Origin of the sequence: Calidifontibacter indicus (assembly GCF_003386865.1) — a bacterium.
In the GTDB taxonomy this organism is placed as follows: domain Bacteria; phylum Actinomycetota; class Actinomycetes; order Actinomycetales; family Dermatophilaceae; genus Yimella; species Yimella indica.
This window is the reverse complement of the sequence record NZ_QTUA01000001.1, coordinates 3,093,307-3,115,853: the sequence shown is the minus strand read 5'-3', so window position 1 is coordinate 3,115,853 and position 22,547 is coordinate 3,093,307. Positions and strand designations below refer to the sequence as shown.

19 protein-coding genes are annotated in these 22,547 nt (G+C 69.6%); 14 read left to right on the top strand and 5 right to left on the bottom strand.

Annotated elements, in window-relative coordinates:
- Window positions 1-4: 4 nt before the first annotated feature.
- The 3 genes from DFJ65_RS14760 to DFJ65_RS14750 are packed head-to-tail and all read left to right on the top strand — an operon-like array spanning window position 5 to window position 2,993.
- Window positions 5-541 (top strand): PadR family transcriptional regulator, encoded by a 537-nt coding sequence (locus DFJ65_RS14760; protein WP_115923673.1) that lies wholly within the window; start codon window positions 5-7, stop codon window positions 539-541.
- Window positions 538-963: a nuclear transport factor 2 family protein gene (locus DFJ65_RS14755; protein WP_115923672.1), complete on the top strand. Its 426-nt coding sequence runs from the start codon at window positions 538-540 to the stop codon at window positions 961-963. Before DFJ65_RS14760 ends, DFJ65_RS14755 begins: the two co-directional genes overlap by 4 nt.
- Window positions 960-2,993 carry an NADPH-dependent 2,4-dienoyl-CoA reductase gene (locus DFJ65_RS14750; RefSeq protein ID WP_115923671.1) on the top strand — a complete coding sequence of 678 codons (2,034 nt, stop codon included), beginning with the start codon at window positions 960-962 and terminating at the stop codon, window positions 2,991-2,993. The genes DFJ65_RS14755 and DFJ65_RS14750 overlap by 4 nt, the downstream gene beginning before the upstream one ends.
- A gap of 231 nt (window positions 2,994-3,224) precedes the next feature.
- Here the strand turns inward: DFJ65_RS14750 and DFJ65_RS14745 are convergent, their stop codons facing one another.
- The gene (locus tag DFJ65_RS14745) at window positions 3,225-7,340 is read right to left on the bottom strand and encodes a type VII secretion EssC family protein (RefSeq protein ID WP_115923670.1); all 4,116 of its coding nucleotides are present in this window, start codon (window positions 7,338-7,340) and stop codon (window positions 3,225-3,227) included.
- Window positions 7,341-7,532: 192 nt separating this feature from the next.
- Between DFJ65_RS14745 and DFJ65_RS14740 the strand changes: the two genes are divergently transcribed.
- The 11 genes from DFJ65_RS14740 (at window position 7,533) to DFJ65_RS14690 (ending at window position 16,660) form a co-directional block, all read left to right on the top strand.
- Complete coding sequence (locus tag DFJ65_RS14740; RefSeq protein ID WP_115923669.1) at window positions 7,533-8,759, top strand: TadA family conjugal transfer-associated ATPase; 1,227 nt, start codon at window positions 7,533-7,535, stop codon at window positions 8,757-8,759.
- Entirely contained in the window at window positions 8,756-9,616 is an 861-nt protein-coding gene (locus DFJ65_RS14735; RefSeq protein WP_115923668.1) for a type II secretion system F family protein, read from the top strand. Before DFJ65_RS14740 ends, DFJ65_RS14735 begins: the two co-directional genes overlap by 4 nt.
- Window positions 9,613-10,539 carry a type II secretion system F family protein gene (locus tag DFJ65_RS14730; RefSeq protein WP_245950308.1) on the top strand — a complete coding sequence of 309 codons (927 nt, stop codon included), beginning with the start codon at window positions 9,613-9,615 and terminating at the stop codon, window positions 10,537-10,539. The genes DFJ65_RS14735 and DFJ65_RS14730 overlap by 4 nt, the downstream gene beginning before the upstream one ends.
- Window positions 10,540-10,596: 57 nt before the next feature.
- Window positions 10,597-10,800, top strand: a complete 204-nt coding sequence (locus DFJ65_RS14725) for a hypothetical protein (protein WP_115923667.1) — start codon at window positions 10,597-10,599, stop codon at window positions 10,798-10,800.
- Window positions 10,781-11,185 carry a TadE family protein gene (locus tag DFJ65_RS14720; RefSeq protein ID WP_245950307.1) on the top strand — a complete coding sequence of 135 codons (405 nt, stop codon included), beginning with the start codon at window positions 10,781-10,783 and terminating at the stop codon, window positions 11,183-11,185. The genes DFJ65_RS14725 and DFJ65_RS14720 overlap by 20 nt, the downstream gene beginning before the upstream one ends.
- Window positions 11,182-11,628, top strand: a complete 447-nt coding sequence (locus DFJ65_RS14715; protein WP_115923666.1) for a TadE/TadG family type IV pilus assembly protein — start codon at window positions 11,182-11,184, stop codon at window positions 11,626-11,628. Before DFJ65_RS14720 ends, DFJ65_RS14715 begins: the two co-directional genes overlap by 4 nt.
- Window positions 11,625-12,104: a TadE/TadG family type IV pilus assembly protein gene (locus tag DFJ65_RS14710; protein WP_115923665.1), complete on the top strand. Its 480-nt coding sequence runs from the start codon at window positions 11,625-11,627 to the stop codon at window positions 12,102-12,104. The genes DFJ65_RS14715 and DFJ65_RS14710 overlap by 4 nt, the downstream gene beginning before the upstream one ends.
- Before the next feature lie 295 nt (window positions 12,105-12,399).
- Entirely contained in the window at window positions 12,400-13,506 is a 1,107-nt protein-coding gene (gene prfB / locus DFJ65_RS14705; protein ID WP_115923664.1) for a peptide chain release factor 2, read from the top strand.
- 183 nt (window positions 13,507-13,689) lie between these two features.
- Entirely contained in the window at window positions 13,690-14,412 is a 723-nt protein-coding gene (gene ftsE, locus DFJ65_RS14700) for a cell division ATP-binding protein FtsE (RefSeq protein WP_115923663.1), read from the top strand.
- Window positions 14,412-15,332 carry a permease-like cell division protein FtsX gene (ftsX, locus tag DFJ65_RS14695; RefSeq protein ID WP_115923662.1) on the top strand — a complete coding sequence of 307 codons (921 nt, stop codon included), beginning with the start codon at window positions 14,412-14,414 and terminating at the stop codon, window positions 15,330-15,332. The genes ftsE and ftsX overlap by 1 nt, the downstream gene beginning before the upstream one ends.
- A gap of 26 nt (window positions 15,333-15,358) precedes the next feature.
- Window positions 15,359-16,660, top strand: coding sequence for a M23 family metallopeptidase (locus tag DFJ65_RS14690; protein ID WP_170144110.1), 1,302 nt, complete (start codon window positions 15,359-15,361; stop codon window positions 16,658-16,660).
- A gap of 6 nt (window positions 16,661-16,666) precedes the next feature.
- Here DFJ65_RS14690 and DFJ65_RS14685 read toward each other — a convergent pair whose 3' ends face one another.
- The 4 genes from DFJ65_RS14685 to DFJ65_RS14670 form a co-directional block, all read right to left on the bottom strand.
- Window positions 16,667-17,899 carry a PQQ-dependent sugar dehydrogenase gene (locus DFJ65_RS14685; RefSeq protein ID WP_115923660.1) on the bottom strand — a complete coding sequence of 411 codons (1,233 nt, stop codon included), beginning with the start codon at window positions 17,897-17,899 and terminating at the stop codon, window positions 16,667-16,669.
- Between the two features lie 6 nt (window positions 17,900-17,905).
- Window positions 17,906-18,385 carry an SsrA-binding protein SmpB gene (gene smpB / locus DFJ65_RS14680; RefSeq protein WP_115923659.1) on the bottom strand — a complete coding sequence of 160 codons (480 nt, stop codon included), beginning with the start codon at window positions 18,383-18,385 and terminating at the stop codon, window positions 17,906-17,908.
- 69 nt (window positions 18,386-18,454) lie between these two features.
- Window positions 18,455-21,079 (bottom strand): FHA domain-containing protein, encoded by a 2,625-nt coding sequence (locus DFJ65_RS14675; protein ID WP_115923658.1) that lies wholly within the window; start codon window positions 21,077-21,079, stop codon window positions 18,455-18,457.
- Between the two features lie 94 nt (window positions 21,080-21,173).
- A complete protein-coding gene (locus tag DFJ65_RS14670; RefSeq protein WP_115923657.1) occupies window positions 21,174-22,448 on the bottom strand; it encodes an FHA domain-containing protein in 1,275 nt (424 codons plus the stop codon).
- Between the last annotated feature and the right edge of the window lie 99 nt (window positions 22,449-22,547).

Here is a 22,547-nt window from a genome sequence, read left to right as displayed (position 1 = left end):
TGGCGTGGCCCTCGAACACGCGATCCTGGTCTCCCTCGCCGAACGTTCGGCGACGGGCTACGACCTCGCCCGCCGGTTCGATGCGTCCATCGGCCGCTTCTGGAAGGCGAGTCACCAACAGATCTACAAGGTGCTCGCCCGGATGGAGGCCGACGGCTGGACCAGCGCCGAGCACATCGCCCAGGGCGCGCGTCCGGACAAGAAGGTCTACGCGCTCACCGAAGCGGGTCGCGGCGAACTCATCGCCTGGCTGGCCCGCGCCACCCCGCCGGAGCAGGTGCGCAGCGAGTTCGCGGTCAAGATCCGCGCCCTGCACCTGCTCGACCGCGTGACCGTGCTCGACGCCGTCCGCGCTCGCCGCGCCGATCACCAAGCCCGGCTCGACGGATACGACCTCAGCATGAGCAAGTTCTTTCCCGATCCGTCGGCGCTGGCCGAGGAAGAGATCGGCCCCTATCTCGCGCTTCGAGGAGGAATTCGCTTGGAGCGCAACGGCATCGACTGGTGCAACGAGATCATCGAAACCTTGGAGAACAGATGAAGCAGTTCCGTGAGGCCGTGGAGGCTCGCGACACCGACGCGATGGAGGCGTTGCTCGCGCCCGACGTCGTGTTCACCAGTCCGGTGGCGTTCAAGCCGTACGCCGGCAAGGCGGTGACCGCCGCGATCCTGCGCGGCGTGCTCCGCGTGTTCAGCGACTTCCGCTACGAGCGCGAGATCGTCGACGGCCCGCAGAGTGCCCTGATCTTCCGCACCAAGGTCGGCGACACCGACGTCACCGGGTGCGACTTCATCACCGTCGGCGACGACGGCCTCATCACCGAGTTCATGGTGATGGTGCGCCCGCTGCGCGGCGCCACCGCTCTCGCCGAGGCGATGGGTGCGCAGTTCGACCAGATTCTGGCCGAGGCATCGGCCGCCGAATCGAACACCGAGCAGGCTGTGGAGGGGCAGTCACGATGACCGAGTTCCCGCACCTGCTCAGCCCGCTCGATCTCGGGCACACCACGTTGCGCAACCGCGTGATGATGGGTTCGATGCACACCGGTCTCGAAGACCGGTTGCGCGACCTGCCGAAGCTCGCGGCGTTCTTCGCCGAGCGTGCCCGCGGCGGCGTCGGCCTCATCGTCACCGGCGGCTACGCCCCCAACCGGCGCGGCTGGCTGCTTCCCTTCGGCAGCGAGATGCTCAACAGCCGGCAGGCCGACAAGCACCAGGTGGTCACCGACGCGGTGCACGCCTACAACTCCAAGATCCTGTTGCAGGTGCTGCACGCCGGTCGCTACGGATACAGCCCGCTGAGCGTCGGCGCCTCCAGCAGGAAGTCGCCGATCACGCCGTTCAAGCCGCGCACGATGTCGACCAAGCAGGTCGACCGCACGGCGTCCGACTTCGCGCGTGCCGCCAAGCTGGCCCAGGACGCCGGGTACGACGGCGTCGAGATCATGGGCTCCGAGGGCTACCTGATCAACCAGATGCTCGCGGCCCGCACCAACGACCGCACCGACGCATGGGGTGGCAGCGCCGCCAAGCGGATGCGCTTCCCGGTCGAGATCGTCAAGCGCACCCGCCAAATGGTCGGCGACGACTTCATCGTGCAATACCGCATCAGCCTGCTCGACCTGGTCGACAACGCCCAGACCTGGGAGGAGACCGTCGAGCTCGCCCACCTGCTGCAGGACGCCGGCGTCAGCATCCTCAACACCGGCATCGGCTGGCACGAGGCGCGAGTGCCCACCATCGTCACGTCGGTGCCGCGCGCCGCATTCGCCTGGACCACAGCGAAATTGAAGGCCGAGGTGAGTGTCCCGGTCGTTGCGTCCAACCGCATCAACCGGCCCGAGGTGGCCGAGAAGTTGCTCGCCGACGGCGAGGCCGACCTCATCTCGATGGCGCGTCCGTTGCTCGCCGACGCCGACTTCGTGGCCAAGGCCGAGCAGGGCCGCGAGCAGGAGATCATCACCTGCATCGGCTGCAACCAGGCCTGCCTCGACCACACCTTCGCCAAGAAGCGCGCCACTTGCATGCTCAACCCGCGCTCGGCGCACGAGACCGAACTCGTGCTGTCGCCGACCCGCACGGTGAAGCACGTGGCCGTCGTGGGTGGCGGCCCGGCCGGCCTCGCGGCCGCAGTCGAGCTCGCCGGACGCGGCCACCGGGTCGAACTGTTCGAGGCGTCGGGCGAGATCGGTGGGCAGTTCAAGCTGGCCTCGAAGATCCCCGGCAAGGAGGAGTTCGTCGAGACGATCCGCTACTACGAGCACATGCTCGACCTGCGAAACGTCAAGACACACATGGGAGTTCGCGCGACGGCCGACGACCTGGACGACTTCGACGAGGTGGTCGTGGCCACCGGCGTCGAGCCGCGGGTGCCGTCGATCCCGGGCGTCGACCACCCGAAGGTCGTCACCTATCAACAGGTCGTGGGGGAGGGCGCGCCCGTCGGCAAGTCGGTGGCGGTGCTCGGCGCCGGCGGCATCGGCTTCGACATCAGCGAGTTCCTGCTGCACGACGCCGACGAGTCGCTCGAGCACTGGATGCAGCGCTGGGGAGTCACCGACCCGTCGCTCGAGCGGGGCGGCCTCACCGACAAGGTGAAGGGCGAGCCGCGCCGCGAGGTGTTCCTGCTGCAGCGCAAGACCTCCGCGCACGGCAAGGGCCTCGGTAAGACCACCGGCTGGGTGCACCGGCAGACGCTCAAGGACTCCGGCGTGCAGTTCCTCGGCGGTGTCGAATACGTGCGCATCGACGACGAGGGCCTGCACATCACGGTGCCGGTCGACCCGAAGGACGAGAAGTCGCAGCGCGAGCCGAAGGTGTTGCCGGTCGACACCGTGGTGCTGTGCACCGGGCAGGAGTCGGTGCGCGAACTCGGTTCTCTGGCAGATGTGCTCGGCAAACCCGTGCACGTGATCGGTGGCGCCGACGTGGCGGCCGAGCTCGACGCGAAGCGCGCCATCAAGCAGGCCACCGAACTCGCGGCGCGCATCTGAGGAAGACCGCCCACCTACGGAATCCGCGTGAGTTTGTGGGGTTCGTGCACGCGACGAACCCCACAAACTCGCGCGGATTCTGGTGGGTGGTGGAAGTGCTGGACGTGGGTTTGCCTGTGCGGCGGCGGAGTTCACTCCTCGTTCGCCGGGCTGCCGACCCAGCGGCCGGCGCTCATCGCCGGACTTGTGCACGTCGACCAGCAACCGGCCGCCTGAACCGGACGTCCCGGTTCAGGCGACCCGCTGGTCGGGCTCGTCGGGGCGGACGGGGTCGTCGACCAGCGCGACCTGCACCTCGGTGAGTTCACCGCGCTGCACCAGGTAGCCGTTGCCCGGGCGCGGGCGATCGAGCTTCGGGCAGCGCACCCCGAAGAGTTCGCCGTCCGTGCGGTTGGGTGTCAGCAACAGCCCGGTGCCGCGCCGACGCAGTTCGCCGACAAGGCCGCGGTACGTGGCGGCGAGGTCACCGGGATCACCGGCGGCGAAGACCACGGCACCCGACGTCGAGGCCCGTGCGGCGAAGTCGACCAGGAGGTCTTCCAGATCGGTGTCGAGCAGACCGGACGCGTCGTCGACGAGCACCACCCCGGCTGGTTTCGCGGCCAGCCAAGCAGCGGTTTCGGCGGTGGAGCCGGCACGGAACAGCCCGGACGGGAGGCACACCGACGCATCGGGCGACACCCAACAGACGGGTCGTTCGGCGAGCGCCGCCGCGATCGCGAGTAGTGCCGAGGTGCGCCCGCTGCGTGGCGGGCCGGCGATGAGCCCGAGCGCTTCGCCGCGTCGGCCCAGCGCAACCCCGGCCGGCCCCTCGGCCGACGCACCGATCGCGATCAGGTCGGGGCGTGCAGCGACGCCTCGCACGACGAGCGGCACGGCGGCGATGCGATCGACCGGTGCACAGGGCTCACGATCGGGTAGAGCACCCGGCAGGACGATCTGCAGTTCCATCCCTCCGGGAGCCGTGACCGCGCGTCCGGCTGGCATCCGCACCGGGATCGCCTGACGCGGCACACCCATCGCGGCCAGGTCGTCGCGGTCCGGCATCGACAGCGCGATCTGGGAGCGGAACATCGGCAGCGAACGGCTGGTCAACAGCCCGCGTCCGCCGGTGGCGACCACATGGACGTCGGCCGCCGGACCGTCGCGAAGCACCGAGGTGACCAGGTCGAGCAGGCGGAACATCGCTGTGTCGTCGGCGAGTTCGTCGAGCACGTCCCACCCGTCGATCACCAAGAGGATCCGCGGCCGGGTGATGTCAGGGGAGCGGCGCCGGGCCGCGACCTCGTCGGCGAGCCGGTCGAGCACCCGCTCGACCCGGCTCGGTTCGTCCGGCCCGACGACGGCGCCCACCGCCGGATGATCGGCCAGGTCGGTGAGCGACCGGCCGAGATCGAGCACATAGGCGTGCACCCGGTCGTCGTCGAGCGCGGCTGCCAGCAGGGCGCGGACGGCGGTGGTGCGTCCGCCGCGTGGACCGCCGACGATCGCCAGGTGTTGGTCGGTCTGCGGCGACCAGGAAAGGGCGGGTCGGTCCTGCCGCAACGGGCGGTCGGCAAGGGCGAACCGGTAGCCGGAGCCGGTTTCACCGGTCACCGTGATCGACGGCTCGCCGAGGTCGGCCATGCTGACGGTGTCGGGCAGGGGCGGCAGCCAGGGCGCCTGCGACGGCTGCATGCTCAACCGGGTGGCCACCTCGGCGGCAACCTCGACGAACCGTTCCAGGGTGGACGCACCGGGTTCCGCTTCGAGCCCGAGCGCGTCGTGCGGTGTCGAGACGAGCACAGCGTCGGGGCGCAACGGGGGCACGGTCACCCGTGCACTCTGGAACAGCAACGGTTCACCGCCGCCGCAGCGCAGGTACGCGCGTCCGGGCACGGTGGCGGACAACCGGGCAGCCTCGGAGGTCTCGATGACGTCCTGGGAGTCGCCGTCGTCGCGCACCCGCAGCGCGATGCGCAGGTTGACGTTCGCGCGGATGTCGGCCGACACCACACCTGCCGGACGTTGGGTGGCCAGCACCAGGTGCACACCGAGCGAGCGCCCGACCGTCGCCAGCCGCACGAGTCCGTCGACGAAGTCGGGCAATTCCTCTGCCAGCACGCGAAATTCGTCGATGACAAGTACGAGCCGGGGAATTGTCGGGCGAGTCGGATCACGGTGGTAGTCGTCGAGGTCGCCCGCCCCGGCGGCCACCAGCAACCGTTCGCGCCGGTGGATCTCGGCGCCGAGCGAGGTGAGCGCGCGCTGGGTCAGATGGCCGTCGAGGTCGGTGACCAGGCCGACGGTGTGTGGCAACCGCGCGCACTCCCGGAATGCCGCCCCGCCCTTGTAGTCGATCAGCACGAAGTTGAGTGCGTCGGGCCGGTTCACCGCCGCGAGCGAGGTGATCAGCGTCTGCAGCAGTTCGGACTTCCCGGCTCCGGTGGTGCCGGCGATCAGGGCGTGCGGGCCGTCGACCGTGAGATCGACCGTCACCGGCCCGGCGGCGCTGCTGCCGAGCACGGCGCGCGGATTCGGCCGTGCCTCTTGCGACCATCGTCGCTCGGTTGCGTCGAGATCGAGCAGGGGCGCACCGGTGGCGGGGGCCCATGCCTCCGCCAACCCGATGGCCGGCGGCGGCGTGCCTCCACCACCGGTGCTGACGGCGTCGCGCAGGGGTGCGAGCCGGCGCGCGAGGCCGGGCAGGAGGTCTGGCTCGGGCAGGTCGGGCACGCACTGCGTCGGTTGCGCGCCATCGACGACGAGGCGGGTCGTCGAGGTGCCGCGGAGCATCGGATGAGCACGGTCGGGCACGTGCGAGTCGGCATGCGCGAAAGTGACGACAGTGGCCGAGTACCGCCGCGGGTTCATGACGATCTCGCTGAGTTCGGCTGCGACGGAGGTGAATTCGCCGTCGAGCAGCACCACGAGAAGGCTCGGCGGACGATCACCTTCGTCGCGGTCGTGCATCTGGCTGCGCAGGAAGTCGACCAACGGGTCGGGGTGCTCGAGATCGAAGAGGGTGGGCTGCGGCCCGTCGGCGCCGAGATGGGGCAGCCACGACAGGTCGGCGGCGTTCGGCAACGGGGCCTTGCTGATGATCGCCAGGCGGAGGTGGCGCGGCGAGTGCCAGGCGCCGACCTGCAGCAGCAGACTCGACAGCAATGCGGTCTGCAACTCCCGCCGTGCGATCACCCCGACGAGGCGGTCGGCGCCGAGATCGACCACGACCGGTGCGTCGGCAAGCTCGGGCCGGGTCTGTTCGCCGTCGCTGTCGGTCACGGTGAGTTCGGAGGCGATCGTGCCGCGGCCGAGTCGCCAGTGCAGGAAACCGTGGTCGTCGGGATGGCGGTGCCACAGGCGTGCGTCGACCGCCCGGATGCTGCGGACGGCGTCGATGAGCGGCGGGGCCGCCCGTTCGCGCAGGTACCGCTCCGAGGCCAGGACGGCGGCCACGCGGGCCTCGTGCCGGGTGACCGCCGCGGCGTGGTCGGCGAGTTCTCGGCGGCGCGAGGTCTTGCCCTCGCGCTTGTCCGCGACGTGTTGGGCGAGCATCAGCACCGGGCTGAACAGCGCGAAGGCGAGGAACATCATCGTCCGCATCCACCAGGCGAGGCCGACGCCGATGACCAGCGGCGCGAGAACCACCAGCCACGGCAGCACCCGTCGTTCGCGCTCGCGTGGCGGGTTGGGTGCGGTGAGGCGCACGGTGGGCGGCGCGGTCGTGCGGGTCGGGGTTCGGCGGACGCCGATCCAACCGTTCTCGACCTTCGGAGGCTTCCCGCTCGGCGCGGCGAGCGCCAGGGTCGAGTTCCCGACCCGCAGTTCACCGCCCGCGCGAAGTTCGGTGCCTTCGCCGGCCGCGACACCGTCGACGTGTGTGCCGTTCGTCGACCCCAGGTCGGTGACGGTGACACGCCCGGCGACGAGATCGACGCGGCAGTGCACCCGGGATGCGTCCGGGTCGTCCAGTCGCAGGCTCGCGCGGTCGCTGCGACCGACCGTCACCGCGCGCTGCCCGAGTCGATGGCCACGTCCGACCGCCGGGCCGTTGGTGCATTCCAGTCGCAGCAGGTCGGACGCCGACCCGGCCGAGGCGTCGGGTGCGATCACCGCACCGTTGGGGATGTCACCGAGCCGGGTGTCGTCGTCCAGCCGGTCCGCACCGATCCACGCGGGGTCGGGCACGCAGTGGCCGGCCGCCTCGATGGCTTCGCGTGCGGCCGCCCAGCGCAGCCCGCTCGGAGCGGAGATCCGCACGCGCCGCCCACGCCCGTCGAGCGTGCCGACCAGGGTGACTGCGATCTGGGTGCGGGCCGGTGACCGGGGTGACGGATGAGGCGACGGATGGGGCTCGACAGTCATGGCCGCGGAGTATCGCCCGCCTTGCGCGTTGGTGCAGGACGGCCTGTGGATAAGTGCGCCGAAGGTAAAGAGCTGGTCAAGGAATGGCCGTTGGAGGCGATTGGTCGCTGTGGAAACACCCACTCGTAGGGATGGACATCGTTTGATGGCCTGCAGGTCGGGGAGACCACAAGGGGCACGAAGGGGCACGCAATGAACGGCATCCAGGTCATCGAGGGCGAGGTCCGCGAACTCATTCGCAGACGTCGGCTCGACCCGCTCGGCGACCGGGCGGGACTGCACTCGCTGATCCACGACGTCGTCGCCGACTACGAGGAACGCACCCTGCACGGCGGTCTCGAACCGCTGGGCGACCGCGACGTCGCGACCCGCAGCGTGCTCGACTCGGTGCTCGGCTACGGCGCGCTCCAGCAGTACCTCGACGACCCGACGGTCGAGGAAATTTGGCTGAACGAGCCGAGCCGGGTGTTCGTCGCACGACGCGGCGTGCCCGAGTTGACGCCGACGATCCTCACCGAGCAGGAGGTGCGCAACCTCGTCGAGCGGATGCTCAAGCCCTCCGGTCGCCGCGTCGACCTGTCGTCGCCGTTCGTCGATGCCACCCTGCCCGATGGGTCGCGGTTGCACGTCGCGATCCCCGACGTCACACCCGGGCGTTGGTACGTCAACATCCGCAAGTTCGTCGCTCGCGCGCACTCGCTCGACGACCTCGTGACCATGGGCTCGCTCCCCGCGCCCGCGGCCCGCTTCCTGCGCGCGGCCGTGGCCAGTGGCCTCAACGTGCTGGTGACCGGCGGAACGCAGGCCGGCAAGACCACCATGCTGAACTGCCTCGCGGCCGCGATCCCTGCGACCGAGCGGGTCGTGTCGTGCGAGGAGGTCTTCGAGCTGAAGCTCAACCTGCGCGACTGGGCCGCGCTGCAGTGTCGGCAGCCCAGCCTCGAGGGCACCGGCGAGATTCCGCTGCGCCGGCTGGTGAAGGAGGCACTGCGGATGCGCCCGTCGCGGATCATCGTCGGCGAGGTGCGCCAGGAGGAGAGCCTCGACCTGCTCATCGCGATGAACAGCGGCCTGCCCGGCATGGCCAGCCTGCACGCCAACTCCGCCCGCGAGGCGCTGGTCAAGATGTGCACCCTGCCGCTGTTGGCCGGCCCGAACGTCGGATCGCAGTTCGTGATGCCGACGGTGGCATCGTCGATCGACCTCATCGTGCACGTCGGTCTCGACCGCGACGGCAGCCGCGGCGTGCGCGAGATCGCAGCAGTGCCCGGCCGATTCGAGGGAAGCGTCATCGAGCTCGCCGAACTCTTCGTGCGCCGCGACGGCCGGTTGGTGCGTGGCGAGGGGTTCCCGCCGCACGCCGAACGCTTCGAACGCGCCGGCTTCGACGTGGCCCGCCTGCTTGGGGATCGCGAATGATTCCGCTCGTCAGCACCCTGCTGGGGCTCGGGGTGTTCTGCATCTACTGGTCGTTCTGGCCGCAGCAGGCAAAGCGCCCGAAGTCGAAGGTCACCGCCGTCGACCGGCTGCGCAGCGACCTCGCGGTGTCGGGGATGCGTGGGTTGAACGTGTCGACCCTCGCGTTGCTGTGCTTCGGTCTCGCGCTGTTCGTCTTCCTGCTCGGCATGGCGCTCACGCAGGTCGCACCGGTCGCGTTCTGCTTCGCGCTGCTGGCCGGATACACGCCGGTGGCGGTGTTGCGCAGCCGCGCCCAGCGCCGCAGACACGGACGTCGCGAACTGTGGCCCGACGCGGTCGACCACATCGCATCCGCCGTACGGGCCGGCCTCGCGCTGCCGGAGGCGCTCGCGCAATTGTCGGTGCGCGGCCCGGAGGAACTGCGTCCCGCATTCGCGCAGTTCGCCCACGACTACCGCACCAGCGGCGACTTCCAGACCAGCCTCGACGACCTCAAGGACCGGCTGGCCGATCCGGTGGCCGACCGCCTCGTCGAGTCGCTGCGGCTGGCCCGGGAGGTCGGCGGCACCGACCTCGGCCGGCTGCTGCGCACTCTGTCGACCTTCCTGCGCGACGACGCGCGCACCCGCGCCGAGTTGGAGGCCCGCCAGTCGTGGACGGTGAATGCCGCCCGGCTCGCGCTGGTGGCGCCGTGGCTGGTGCTGCTGATGCTCGCCACTCGGGGCAGCAGCCTCGAGGCCTACAGCTCGCCCACCGGCGTCGTGATCCTGGTGATCGGCGGCCTCGTGTCGTTCGCCGCCTACCGCATCATGCGCCGCATCGGACGGCTGCCGACCGAGGTGCGGGTGATGGCGTGAGTGGCAATCTGGTGTGGATCGGTGCGCTGTGCGGGCTCGTCGTGGCCGCCGGGCTGGTGCTCGTCTGGCAAGGGCTGCCGATGCGTCGCAAGCTCACCCTCGCCGACCGCGTCGCCCCCTACGTCGCCGAGCGGCCGCGTCCGTCGAAGTATCTCGGTGCCACCGCATCGACGCAGTCGAGCCTGTGGAAACCGTTGTTGCGCAAGGGTGGTCGTCTGGTCGACTCGGTACTCGGCGGAAGCGCGTCGGTGCGGCGCCGGTTGGAACGGGCCGGCAGTTCGGCCACCGTCGATGACTTCCGGGCCGAGCAGGCGATGTACGGCTGCGTCGCGGCGCTCGCCGCGACGGGGTGGGTGTCGCTGCGGATGGCGGCCGGTGCGCAGTCGCCGGTGAGCGCGGTGCTGCTCGTGCTCCTCGCCGCCGGTGGTGGCGTGGTGCTGCGCGACCAACTCCTGTCGCGAGCGGCCGACAGGCGCGACCGGGAGATCCTCGCCGAGTTCCCGGCGATCGCGGAGTTGCTCGCCCTCGCGATCACCGCCGGAGAGGGCGCCGCGGCGGCCTTGGAACGGGTGGCCCGCCTGTCGAAGGGCGAACTGTCCGGTGAACTCACCAGGTGCCTGGTCGATGCGCGCGCGGGTGCCAGCCTGCCGGAGGCCCTCCAGGGTCTGGCCGATCGCACCGGCTTGGCCAGCCTGGCGCGATTCGTCGACGGCATCATCGTCGCACTTGAGCGAGGCACACCCCTTGCCGATGTGATGCGTGCCCAAGCACAGGACGCCCGTGATGCGGCGAAGCAGGACCTCATCGAACTCGGCGGACGCCGCGAGCTCGCGATGATGGTTCCCGTCGTCTTCCTGGTGCTTCCGGTGACCATCCTTTTCGCGGTCTGGCCCGGCCTGTCCGCACTCAAACTCACGATGTGACCCCGCATCGTGCAACCCAAAGGTAGAACGGCGCGCAAGCGCCCAGGAGGAACGACCATGAACGCACTTCGCACGATGAGTGACCGGCTGATTCGGCGGGTTCTGGAGGTGACCGGCGACCGCGAGCGCGGCGATGTGCCCGGCTGGGTGCTCATCACCTTGATGACCGCCGGTCTGGTGACCGCGATCTGGCAGTTCGCGCAGCCGCAACTGACCAGCCTGTTCGACAACGCGATCCACGGTGTCAGCGGAGGCCAGTGAGCCGGCCACCGTCGACCGGGAGCGGGGCAGTGCCGTCGCGGAGTTCGCGATGGTCGGCGCCCTGCTCGTGGTGCTCTTCCTCGGCGCATTCCAGGTGGGTTTCGCTCTGTTCGTGCGGAATTCGTTGACTGCGTATGCGGTCGACGGTGCCCGTTACGGCGCGCGGGCCGACTCGTCACCGGCCGCCGGTGCAGCCCGCACGCGCACGCTCATCGACCAGGGCCTCGACGCCCGCTTCTCCGGCGACGTGTCGGCCACCGAGACCGTGGAGGGCGGAGCACGGGTGGTGCTGGTGACGGTGCGCACGCGGCTGCCCGTGCTCGGACCCTTCGGGCCGCCCGGTGCCCTCAAGGTGTCGGGCCGGGCTTACGTGGAGGCGCAGTGAATCGCCTGCTCGCGAGGCTGCGCCGCGGCGGCGACGACGAACGCGGCTCTGCCGTGCTGGAGTTCCTCGTCGTCGGTGTGCTGCTCACCCTGCCGGTCTTCTACCTGGTGATCACTCTCGCCCGGTTGCAGGCCGGCGCCTACGCGGTGTCCGGGGCGGCCCGAGAGGCCGGACGCATGTACGTCACCGCCACGGACGACGGCGCCGGGTCGCAGCGTGCGCAGGCCGGCGCCGCGATGGTGTTCGCCGATCACGGACTCACCGGGCAGGCGGGGATCAGTTGCGAGCGGACGCCGTGCCTGACTCGCGGTGGCCACATCACGGTGACGACGGCGGTCGATGTCGAGTTGCCGTTGGTGCCCGACTTCCTCGGTGGCGTGGTGCCGACCTCGGTGCACCTCACCAGCACCCACGTCGAGTCGGTCGGGAAGTACCGCGAATGACCCGGCTGCGCAGGTGGATCGCGGCGCGACTCGGCGGCGATGCCGAGGACGGTCGCATCATGGTGCTCGCCGCCGGACTCTTCGCGATCCTCGGCGTGCTCGTGGTCGGCGGAATCGACGTCACCGCAGTGCAATTGGCCAAGATGCGGGTGCTCAACGCCACCGACTCGGCCGCCCTCGAGGCGGCCGACAGTCTCGACGAGAGCGCGGTCTATCGCGGCGGCCTCGGCGCCGGCACCCCGCTGACCGGGCAGCGCGTCGCCGAAGCCGCGAGCGGCAGTCTCGCTCGCCAGCAGGTGCCCACCAACGTCTCTGCCTGGCAGGTCACCGGCGGCGACGTCTCCGGCAACAACACCGCAGTCGTGCGGGTGCAGGCGCTGGTGCACCCACCCCTGACCGGCGGGCTCCTGTCGTTCCTCGGGGCCGACGTGTCGGTCAGCGTCGAGTCGCGCGCCCGGTCCACCGTCCAACGGTGATCGCGGCGCCGCGGCCGGCGCGCTCCAGTGAAAGATCGGTGTCGTGACAGCAACACCGATCTTTCACTGGAGACACCGCGTAGCACCTGCACGAAGCTTTCCAACGCCGGGTCGTCGAACTGCCGCCCAAATTTACGGCGAGCGGGTCATGGGCGCCGCGGGTTCGGGCGGCGTCGGTGGAGTGCACCACTTGTCCACCAGCGCCCTCGATACAACCGTTGCTCTGCCGGACAGGTAGGGCACTCGCGACCGGCGCGGACGGATCCGGTGCCGCTCTGCCGTAGTCTTGACGACCGTGGCTGTTGATTTTCCCGCGGAACTGAAGGACCTGCGCACGACGATGGAGTCGGTGCGCGAGGTGACCGACCTCGAGTCGTTGAAGAAGCGGATCGCTGATCTGGAGGAGCAGTCCGCCGCGCCCGACCTGTGGGACGACCAGGAGAAGGCGCAGCAGGTCACCAGCGCGTTGTCGCGCGCGAACGCCGAGGTCGACCGGGTCGAGTCGATGGACTCCCGCATCGACGACCTCGAGGTGCTGGTCGAGATGGCCACCGAGGAGCACGACGCCGACACGATGGCCGAGGCCGAGCGTGAGCTGGAGTCGGTGAAGAAGGCCGTCGGTGAGCTCGAGGTGCGCACCCTGCTCAACGGCGAATGGGATCAGCGCGAGGCCGTCGTCACCATCCGCGCCGGCGCCGGTGGCGTCGACGCCGCCGACTTCGCCGAGATGCTGATGCGGATGTACCTGCGCTGGGCCGAGCGGCACGGCTACTCGACCAAGGTGATGGACACCAGCTACGCCGAGGAGGCGGGCCTGAAGTCGGCAACCTTCGAGGTCAACGAGCCGTACGCGTACGGGCACATGGCCGTCGAGGCCGGCACCCACCGCCTGGTGCGGATCAGCCCGTTCGACAACCAGGGCCGCCGCCAGACCAGCTTCGCCGCGGTCGAGGTGATCCCGCTGATCGAGCAGACCGACTCGATCGAGATCCCCGAGAACGAACTGAAGATCGACGTGTTCCGCAGCTCGGGCCCGGGTGGTCAGAGCGTCAACACCACCGACTCGGCCGTGCGCATGACGCACATCCCGACCGGCACGGTCGTCTCGATGCAGAACGAGAAGAGCCAGATCCAGAACCGCGCCGCCGCGCTGCGCGTGATGCAGTCGCGCCTGCTGCTGCTCAAGCGCGAGGAGGAGGCCAAGCAGCGCAAGGAGCTGGCCGGCGACTCCACCGCGAGCTGGGGCGATCAGATGCGCTCGTACGTGTTGAACCCGTACCAGATGGTCAAGGACCTGCGCACCGAGTACGAGACGGGCAACCCGTCGGCCGTGTTCGACGGCGACATCGACGGCTTCATGGAGGCCGGAATCCGCTGGAAGCGCACCGGCGAGAAGGAGTAGACCTCCGCGCGTAATGACGTCACCCCAGTGACGGGTGGGGTTTGCGGGGGCTTCGTCGGCGTGCCTTCGCCGGGCCGGGTCTTCTGCGGCGTACGTTTGCGTCGCCTCACGATGCGGGATCGGTCGAATTCGCCTGGTGGGGCGCACCATCCGACACCGACGTGAGGCTTGCTCGATCCCCGCATGATCACTTTCGAGAACGTCACCAAGCGGTACGCAGGAGGCTCCGAGCCGGCCCTGCGCGACGTTTCGATCGACGTCGGCCGCGGTGACTTCGCCTTCCTCATCGGCACCTCCGGTTCGGGCAAGTCGACGATGCTGCAGCTGATGACCCGCCAGATCACGGCCACCGAGGGGTCGATCCTGGTCGCCGGTCGCGACCTGCGCACGCTGCCGAACCGGCACGTGCCGGCCCTGCGCCGCGACATCGGGGTCGTCTTCCAGGATTTCCGCCTGCTGGAGAACAAGACCGTCTACCAGAACGTCGCGTTCGCCCTCCAGGTGCTCGGCATCAAACGCCACCGCATCAAGCAGATGGTGCCCGAGATCCTCGAACTCGTCGGCCTCGACGGGCTCGCCAAACGGCGTCCGCACGAACTGTCCGGTGGCGAGCAGCAGCGGGTGGCGATCGCCCGCGCGATGGTGAAGAAGCCGCAGATCCTGCTGGCTGACGAACCCACCGGCAACCTCGACCCCGACACCAGCACCGAGATCGTCAAGGTGCTCGACCGCATCAACAAGGCGGGCACCACCGTGGTGGTCGCCACCCACGACGTGCGCATCGTCGACCTGTTCCGCAAGCGAGTGATCGAACTGAGCAACGGAGAACTCATCCGCGACGAGCAACTCGGCAGCTACATCGCCGAGCCCGCCCCGCAGGCCACGCGCGGACGGACGGTCGACTGATGCGGCTGCGGTTCATCCTCGGCGAGGTCGGCAGCGGCATCCGCCGCAACCTGTCGATGATCATCTCCGTCGTGCTGGTCACGATGGTGTCGATGTTCTTCCTCGGCCTCGGCCTGCTCGCCCAGAAGCAGGTCACGATGGCCAAGGGCTACTGGTACGACAAGGTCGAGGTGTCGATCTTCCTGTGCACCAACGACTCCAGCGCGGTGGCCTCGTGTGTCGACGGTGTCGCCACGAAGGCACAGACCGATCAAGTGCGCCGCGACCTGGAGAGCATGCGCCCGCTCGTCGACGCGATCTACTACGAGAGCTCCGGGCAGGCCTACACCCGCTTCAAGCAGCAGTTCAAGAACAGCCCGTACCTCAGTGAGGTCACGGCTGCCTCGATGCCGGCGTCGTTCCGGGTCAAGTTGTCCGATCCGAACCGTTACTCCGAGGTGGTCGCTGCCATCGACGGATCACCGGGCGTGGAGGCGATCAGCGACCAACGCAAGGTGCTCGACACCTTCTTCAAACTGCTCGGCGTGCTCAGCGTCGGCGCCGTCGGGTTGGCCGCGGTCATGGTGGTCTGCTCGATCCTGTTGATCAGCACCACCGTTCGGCAGGTCGCCTTCAGCCGCCGCCGTCAGGTGGAGATCATGCGGTTGGTCGGAGCGTCGGCGACGACGATCTACCTGCCGTTCATCATCGAGGTCGTGCTGGCCGCCCTGGTCGGTGCGGCGTTGTCGGTCGGGGTGCTCTGGCTCCTGGTGGAGAAGGGAATTGCCGACTTGTTCAATTCGGGTGGACGCGGGGGCGATGTGATTTCGCTGATCGGCGCGAGCGAGGTGTGGCAGGTCGTACCCTGGCTCGTGGGGGGAGCCGTGGTGCTGTCGATCCTCGTCTCCTGGTTCAGCCTGCGTCGGCAGGTGAGGGTCTAGTCATGGCGCGAAAGGACGAAAGCGGCGTGAAACGATCGGATCGAACCGTCGGACCGGTGGTGCGGCGCGGTGCCGTCGTCGCCGTGTTGGCGATGCTCGCCTCGAGCGGCTTGCACGCCAAGGCCGACGACCCGGGCGATCAGAAGAAGAAGATCGACAACCAGATCGTCGCCACCCAGGGCAGCCTCGACTCGGTGAGCAAGCAGCTCAAGGCCGCCAACGACGCCGTGGCCCGCACCGAGGTGCTCCTCGGCGCGGCGCGCACCGACCTGTCCAACAAGCAGAAGGCCCTCACCGGAGCCGAGAACCACCTCAAGGGCGTCAACAGCCAACTGCGCATCGCACAGAGCGACGAGCGCCGCGCCCGGGGCGAACTCACCACGATCAACGCCTCGCAGGCCAAGACCAAGAAGCTGGTCGGTGGCGTCGCGCGGCAGAGCTACATGACCGGTGGCCTCGGGTCGTTCGACCTCACGCTGCAGATCCTGATGAGCAAGAAGAACCCGTCCGACACGATGTCGCTGGCCGACATCGTGATGCGGCAGCAGAACGGCGTGCTGACCACGCTGGCGGGGGAGAAGGCGTCGAAGACCGCCGCCGTCAACCGGCTCGGTGCCGCCACCCGCCGGGTGGCCGGGCTCAAGGTGCAGGCCGGCAACGCCGTCACCGCGGCCACGACCGCCCGCAACAACGCGCAGTCGGCCAAGACCCGTCTGGAGTCGCTGCAGCGCACCCAGATCTCCCAGCGCAACACGCTCGACACCCAGCGCAAGGCCGACCTGAAGCAACTTGCCTGGCAGAAGGGCGAATCCGCCCGACTCGGCAAGGTGTTGGCGGCGCGTGCCGCGGCCCGCGCGAAGGCGGCCCGCCAGGCGAAGATGGCCGTGCCGAAGAACGTCACCACCCAGCCGCGGGCGCCCTACACCTCGAACGGCTTCCTCAACCCGCCCGGCCCGCCGAACGAGATCGTCTCCGAGTTCGGTCTGCGCAACAACCCGGTGCTGCACGTCTGGATGCTGCACGCCGGTGTCGACTACGCATTCGCCTGTGGCACACCGGTCTACGCCGGCGCCGACGGCGACATCGTCGAGGCCGGATACGACGACGTCGCGGGTAACCACATCGTCATCGACCACGGCTTCGTGCGCGGCGTCAACCTCGCGACGATGTACGAGCACCTCAGCAAGTTCGCGATGCGTGGCGGACACGTGAAGAAGGGCCAGTTGATCGGCTACGTCGGCACCACCGGGCGTTCGACCGGCTGCCACCTGCACTTCGCGACGCTGAACGACGGCCAGTACGTCAACCCGCGGATCTGGATCGGATAGCTCCGGTCAGCTCGGGACGACGCGCAGCACCTTGTCGTCACTGCCGTTGCTGGTCGTGACGTAGAGCGCGCCGTCGGGGCCCACTCGGGCCGCCCGCAACCGTCCGTACTTGTCGGCGAACTCGGGCGGGACGGTCGTGCCGGTCACCCTGCTGCCGGACGGGTCGAACTGCAGCACAAGAAGTTTGGCGCCCTTCAGCGCCGTCACCACCATCGCGCCCTGCCAACTGCCCCACTTCTCGCCGGTGAGGAAGGTTGCCGCGCAGATGGCCTCGGTCATGTCGCCCGACTGCCACACCGCCCCGACCGCATCGGGGAAGCGAGCGGTGTCGGTCATCGGCACGCTCTCGTCGTAGTTGCGCCGGCTGCCACCCTGGCCGGGGTCCCAGCCGTAGTTCGCGCCGGGCTTCAGCAGGTTGACCTCGTCGTTCTTGTCGGGGCCGTGCTCGGCGGAGTAGACGCGGTCGCCGGTCACCGCGATGCCCTGGACGTTGCGATGGCCGTAGGTCCAGATCAGGCGTTCGTGCGGGTCGGACGACGTCGCGAACGGGTTGCCTGCGGGCGCGGCCCCGGTGCGCGGATCGATGCGCAGCACCTTGCCGCCGAGGCTCGAACGGTCTTGTGGGGCAGTCGGATCGGCGGTGTCGCCGGTGCCGACGTAGAGCATGCCGTCGGCGCCGTAGGCCATCCGACAGCCGGAGTGACGGCCGCTGCCGGCTACCGGGAAGCCGGTGAGCAGGTCACGGGTGCGGGTCGCCGTCCGGCCGTCGGCGGACAACCGCCGCACCACCAGTCGGATGTCCTGGGTGGTGTGGGTCTCGCAGGTGATGAACTCGCGGGACGTGGCGAAGTCGGGCGACAACACCAGCCCCATCAGCCCGCCCTCGCCGCGCGCGTTGACCTGGTCGAGATCGGCGTCGACGCTGGTGCGGCGCGCCCCAGGAGCGGAGCTGCTGAGCAGCACGAGCGCGCCGCCGCGTTCGGTGACGAGCACCTGTCCGTCGGGAAGGAAGGCGAGGTCCCAGGGGTGTTCGAGGCCGCCGGCGACCTCCTGGATCTCGAGCCGCGGCGCAGACCCCGAGGCGGCCGCGGACGAACTCGTGCCTGCCGGGGCGGAAGCGCCGGTCGAGGAGGAGGCCGAAGACCCGGTCGAGGTCGACGAGGACGAACCGCCGGTCGAACCGGTGCAGGCCGCGAGCAGCGCGACGAGACCGAAGCCGGCCAGTGCGCGTGCTCGCATCGGTGCTTACCGCCGTCCGCGCTTGAAGGCGTTGGACATGGCGCGTTGTGCCTCGCGGTCGTCCTGCCGCTCGCGCAGCGCCTGTCGCTTGTCGTGCAGCTTCTTACCCTTGGCCAGGCCGATCTCGACCTTGGCCCGCCCGTCGAGGAAGTACAGCGACAACGGGATGAGGGTGTGGCCCGACTCGCGCGACTTGGAGATGAGCTTGTCGATCTCGGCGCGGTGCATCAGCAGCTTGCGCCGGCGCTTGGCGGAGTGGTTGGTCCAGGTGCCCTGCAGGTATTCGGGGATGTGGACGTTCTCCAGCCACAGCTCGCCGTTGCGCTCGCTGGCGAAACCGTCGGTGAGGTTGGCACGGCCCATCCGCAGGCTCTTCACCTCGGTGCCCATGAGAACCAGGCCCGCCTCGACGGTCTCCTCGATGAGGTAGTCGTGGCGTGCCTTCTTGTTGTTGGCAATGATCTTCTTGCCGGACTCGCGGGGCATACCCTCCAGGATACGTGGCGACACGACGAAGGCCCCACCCAATAACCGGGTGGGGCCTTTGCACCGCGATCAGTCGGTGTTCTTGCGCGACAAGCGGCGCAGGGTGATCGCCGCGAAGACCGCCGAGAGCACCAGCATCATCGCCAGGCAGAGCATGTAGATGCCGGAGGAGTGGGCCCACAACGGGTCGGCGACGTCGGCACGCCACTTCTCGTACTGCTCGCCCCGCGGGATCCAGTCCTGCAGACCCACCACCGCGACGGACGCGGCGTAACCCCACCGGCCGGGGGTGAACCAGCTCAGCTGCTCCATGCCGGGGCGGCCGTCGACCGGGAAGAGGCCACCGCAGAGCACCATCTGGGTCATGATCGACACGACCAGCAACGGCATCACCTGCTCGCTGGTGGTGACGAAGCTCGACATCAACAGACCCAGCGCGACCGCGCTGAACGCGGTCAACCAGGTGACCAGGATCAACTCCACCGTCGGGCTGCCGAACATCACCGCCGACGACGGGCCGGGCTTCACGGCGAGCACCAGCAGCACCAGCACGATCGACTGGATCAGGGTGAGTAGGCCGAAGATCGCCAGTTTGCTCCACAGGTAGGCCGCCGGCGACAGACCGACCGCCTTCTCGCGGTTGAAGATCGCGCGTTCGCCGACGAGTTCGCGGATGCTGGCCGCCGTGCCCATGAACAGCGCCCCGACGATGATCACCACCAGCAGCACGCGTGGTTCGGCGGTGTTGATGCCGTCGGGTGGTGGTGTCGCGAGCCCGTGCTTGCTGGGCACCACCATCACCAGCACGGCGAGCACCACCGGCAGCAACAGCATGAACGCGGTGTAGCCCTTGTCGGCCAGGATCACCTGGAGATGTCGACGGGCCAAGGTCGACAACTGCGACCCGATCGACTGCTGCCTCGGCGGCTTCTCCAGCGGACGCATCGCCGGGCGACGCGCCGACAGCGGCGCCTCGATCTGCTCGGCCTCCAGCGGCGACGCCTTGAACCGCTGCTTCGACCCCTCCGGGTCGCGCGCGACGGCGGTGAACACGTCGGCATGGTCGCTCAGCCCGAAGAACGGCAGCAACTGGTCGGGTGGGCCGAAGTAGGCCACCTTGCCACCCGGGGCAAGCAGCAGCACCTTGTCGCACACGTTGAGGTTGGCGACGCTGTGCGTGATCACCACGACCGTCCGGCCACCGTCGGCCAGGCCCCGCAGGGTCTGCATGACCTGCTTGTCGAGGCCCGGGTCGAGACCCGAGGTCGGTTCGTCCAGGAACAACAGCGACGGACGGGTGAGCAACTCCAGCGCCACCGAGGTGCGCTTGCGCTGACCGCCGGAGAGGCGGTCGACCCGGGTGTCGGCGTGGTTGGTGAGGTCGAGTTCGGCCATCACCTCGTCGACCCGGCGGTCACGCAGGTGCTTGTCGAGGTCGTCCGGGAAGCGCAGCTCGGCCGCGAACCGCAACGCCTGCTTCACCGTCAGCTGGCGGTGCACGACGTCGTCCTGGGGCACGACGCCGATGCGGTGCCGCAGGTCGTCGAAGTTCTGGTAGAGGTCTCGTCCGTCGTAGTAGACCTCGCCCTCGGTCGCCTGCTGCGACCCGGTGAGCGCCTTCAACAGCGTCGACTTGCCGGCGCCCGACGGGCCGATGACAGCCAGCAGACTCGACCCCTCGAGCGCGAACGAGATGTCGTCGAGCAGCTTCTTACCGCTGCCGAGTTCGAAGCTCAGGTGGTTGGCGACGAAGTTGACGTCACCTTCGTCGATGCTGGCGACCAGCTGCCCGCGCAGGACGGTGAACCGGGAGTGACCGACCGCGAGCAGGTCGCCCTCGCCGAGCCGGCCGTGGCCGATGCGCTGACCGTTGATGTACGTGCCGTTGCGGCTGCCGAGGTCTTGCACGTCGAAGCCGGAACCGTTCGGCACCAACCGGGCGTGGTGGCGCGAGACGAGCAGGTCGTCGACGACGACCTCGTTCTCCAGACCGCGTCCGATGTTGAGCACGCCCTGCATGCCCGCACGCTGCCCACCTGGCTGGGGGCCGGCCGGGGCGAGCACCTGCGGGGCCGCGCCGCTGAGCGCGGTGTGACCGCCGCCGGGCGGCGGCGCCTGCATGGCCTCGTGCAACTGGTACCGGTCGAAGACCACACCGGTGTGCGACGGCACCTGCGGCACCGAGGCGGTCGCCGGACGGCGCTTGGGCAACGGTCCGGACGGCGTGCGGTGGGCCGCGGGGGCGTGCTGCTGCGGCGACCCTGCGTGCTGCTGGGGTGCGGGGACGGCGGTGCGGGCGCCCGGTGTGGCCGTGGCGGCACCGCCCATCTGCTGCGGCGCCCGTTGCGGGGCTTGTTGGGGTGCCTGCTGCGGGGCTTGTTGGGGTGCCTGTGGTGCGGCAGCGCGGATGATCACGCCGAGCGGCTGGGCGTCGGTGCCACCGAGCTGGATCTGCCCGCCCGGGGCGACGAGCACCGGGCCGGTGATCCGTTGCCCGTTGACGAACGTGCCGTTCGACGAGCCGAGGTCGGTGACCTCGATCTGCTCACCGGTGCGACGCAACTGGGCGTGCCGACGCGAGGCGCCGGCGTCGGTGACCATCAGATCGTTGTCCCGACCGCGACCGATCGTGAGCACCTGGTTGTTGGCGATACGGCGCGAGTTCTCGCCGTAGGTGATGCGGACATCGGTCATCGACCTGTCCCCCTGGAAGTCGTGGTCGTGGTCGGGTTCGGGCTGGGCGTGGAACCGGCCGGGGTGGGTGCGGTATCCACGGGATCAGCGGGTGTCAGATCGTGACGAGCCAGTCGTTGCGCACCTCGAAGGTGGTGCCGCCGACCCCGATCCGGTCGCCCTCCTGCAGGTGAGCACGCTCGACGCGGCGTCCGTTGACGTAGGTGCCGTTGCGGCTGCCGAGGTCTTCGAGCAGCAAGCCCTCGTCGTCGGCGGTGATACGCAGGTGGCGGCGTGACACCAGCATGTCGTCGAGCACGATCGAGTTGTCGCGGCTGCGGCCGATGGTCAGGGCCTCGTCGTCGGCCGGCTCCGAGGCGGCAGACCCGGTGGACGAACCCGCACGGTCGTCGGCCGCCGGGGGAGTCGGGATCGCTTCTCCCGCAGACGGATCGGTGGCCATCGGACGGTCGGAATCGGCGCCCTGCTGGTAGGCCGACCAGGCGTCCTGAGCGGCACCGGACTGCTGCGCGCCACCTGAGTCGCCTGGGGCGCCGTACGCCGGCGCGGCGGGCGCGCCGCCCTGCGCACGCTCGGCCGGCGGCACGTAGGCCATGCCGGAGTAGCCGGGCGCGGCGCCGTTGTCGGGCTGCTGGTCGACCCCGCCTGCCGCGGCCTGCTGGGCGTACGGGTCGTAGGCCCCCTGGCCACCCTGGCTTTGGGGTGCGGCGTACGGGTCGTAGGTGCCCTGTCCGCCCTGTTCGCGCTGGCTCTGCGGCGCGGCGTACGGGTCGTGACCTGCGGGTGCCTGCGAGGCCTGCTGTGCGTACGGGTCGTACTGGCCCTGCTGGGACTGCTGGCCATACCCGTTCTCCTGGCCCTGCCCGCTCTGCGGGCTGTCCTGCCCACTGCGCTGGTCAGCCGGAGCGAACGGCTCGGCGTAGCTGTCGGCACCCTCGTCGTGCGGCGCGTGCTGGATCGTGGCCGACGGGTCGAAAGGCTGCGACTGCGGTGCGGGCCCCGGGGCAGGTTCCTGCGCTGCCGGCGCGGCGAACTCGGCGGGTGCAGCCGTCTCGGCGGGTGCGGCCGACTCGGCAGGCGCTGCAGACCCAGCCGGTGCCGACTCGGCGGGTGCGGCCTCGGGCGCTGCCTGCTGCTCTGCCTCCTGCGGCGTCGACCAGGAAGCCCACGCCGACGAGAGCGACGGCGACTGCTGCGCGTCGGACTCGCCCGCGGCGGCCGTGTCGTTCGCGGCGCCGTCCGTCGCACCATTGGCTGCGGGTTCCTCGTCGAACGCACCGGGGCCGGCCCACGCGGCGGGCGCGCCGGGGGCGGTGTCCTGCCAGACGATCTGGGCCGGGCCGTACTGCCCGTCGTGCGAGGTGCTCATCAGCTCTCCGACTTCTGTTGACGCTCTGCAGTCCGGCACTCGGCCGGACCTCGGTTCAGGTTACCCGGCGGTGCTCGTTGCGCGTGGATTGCCGGGCCT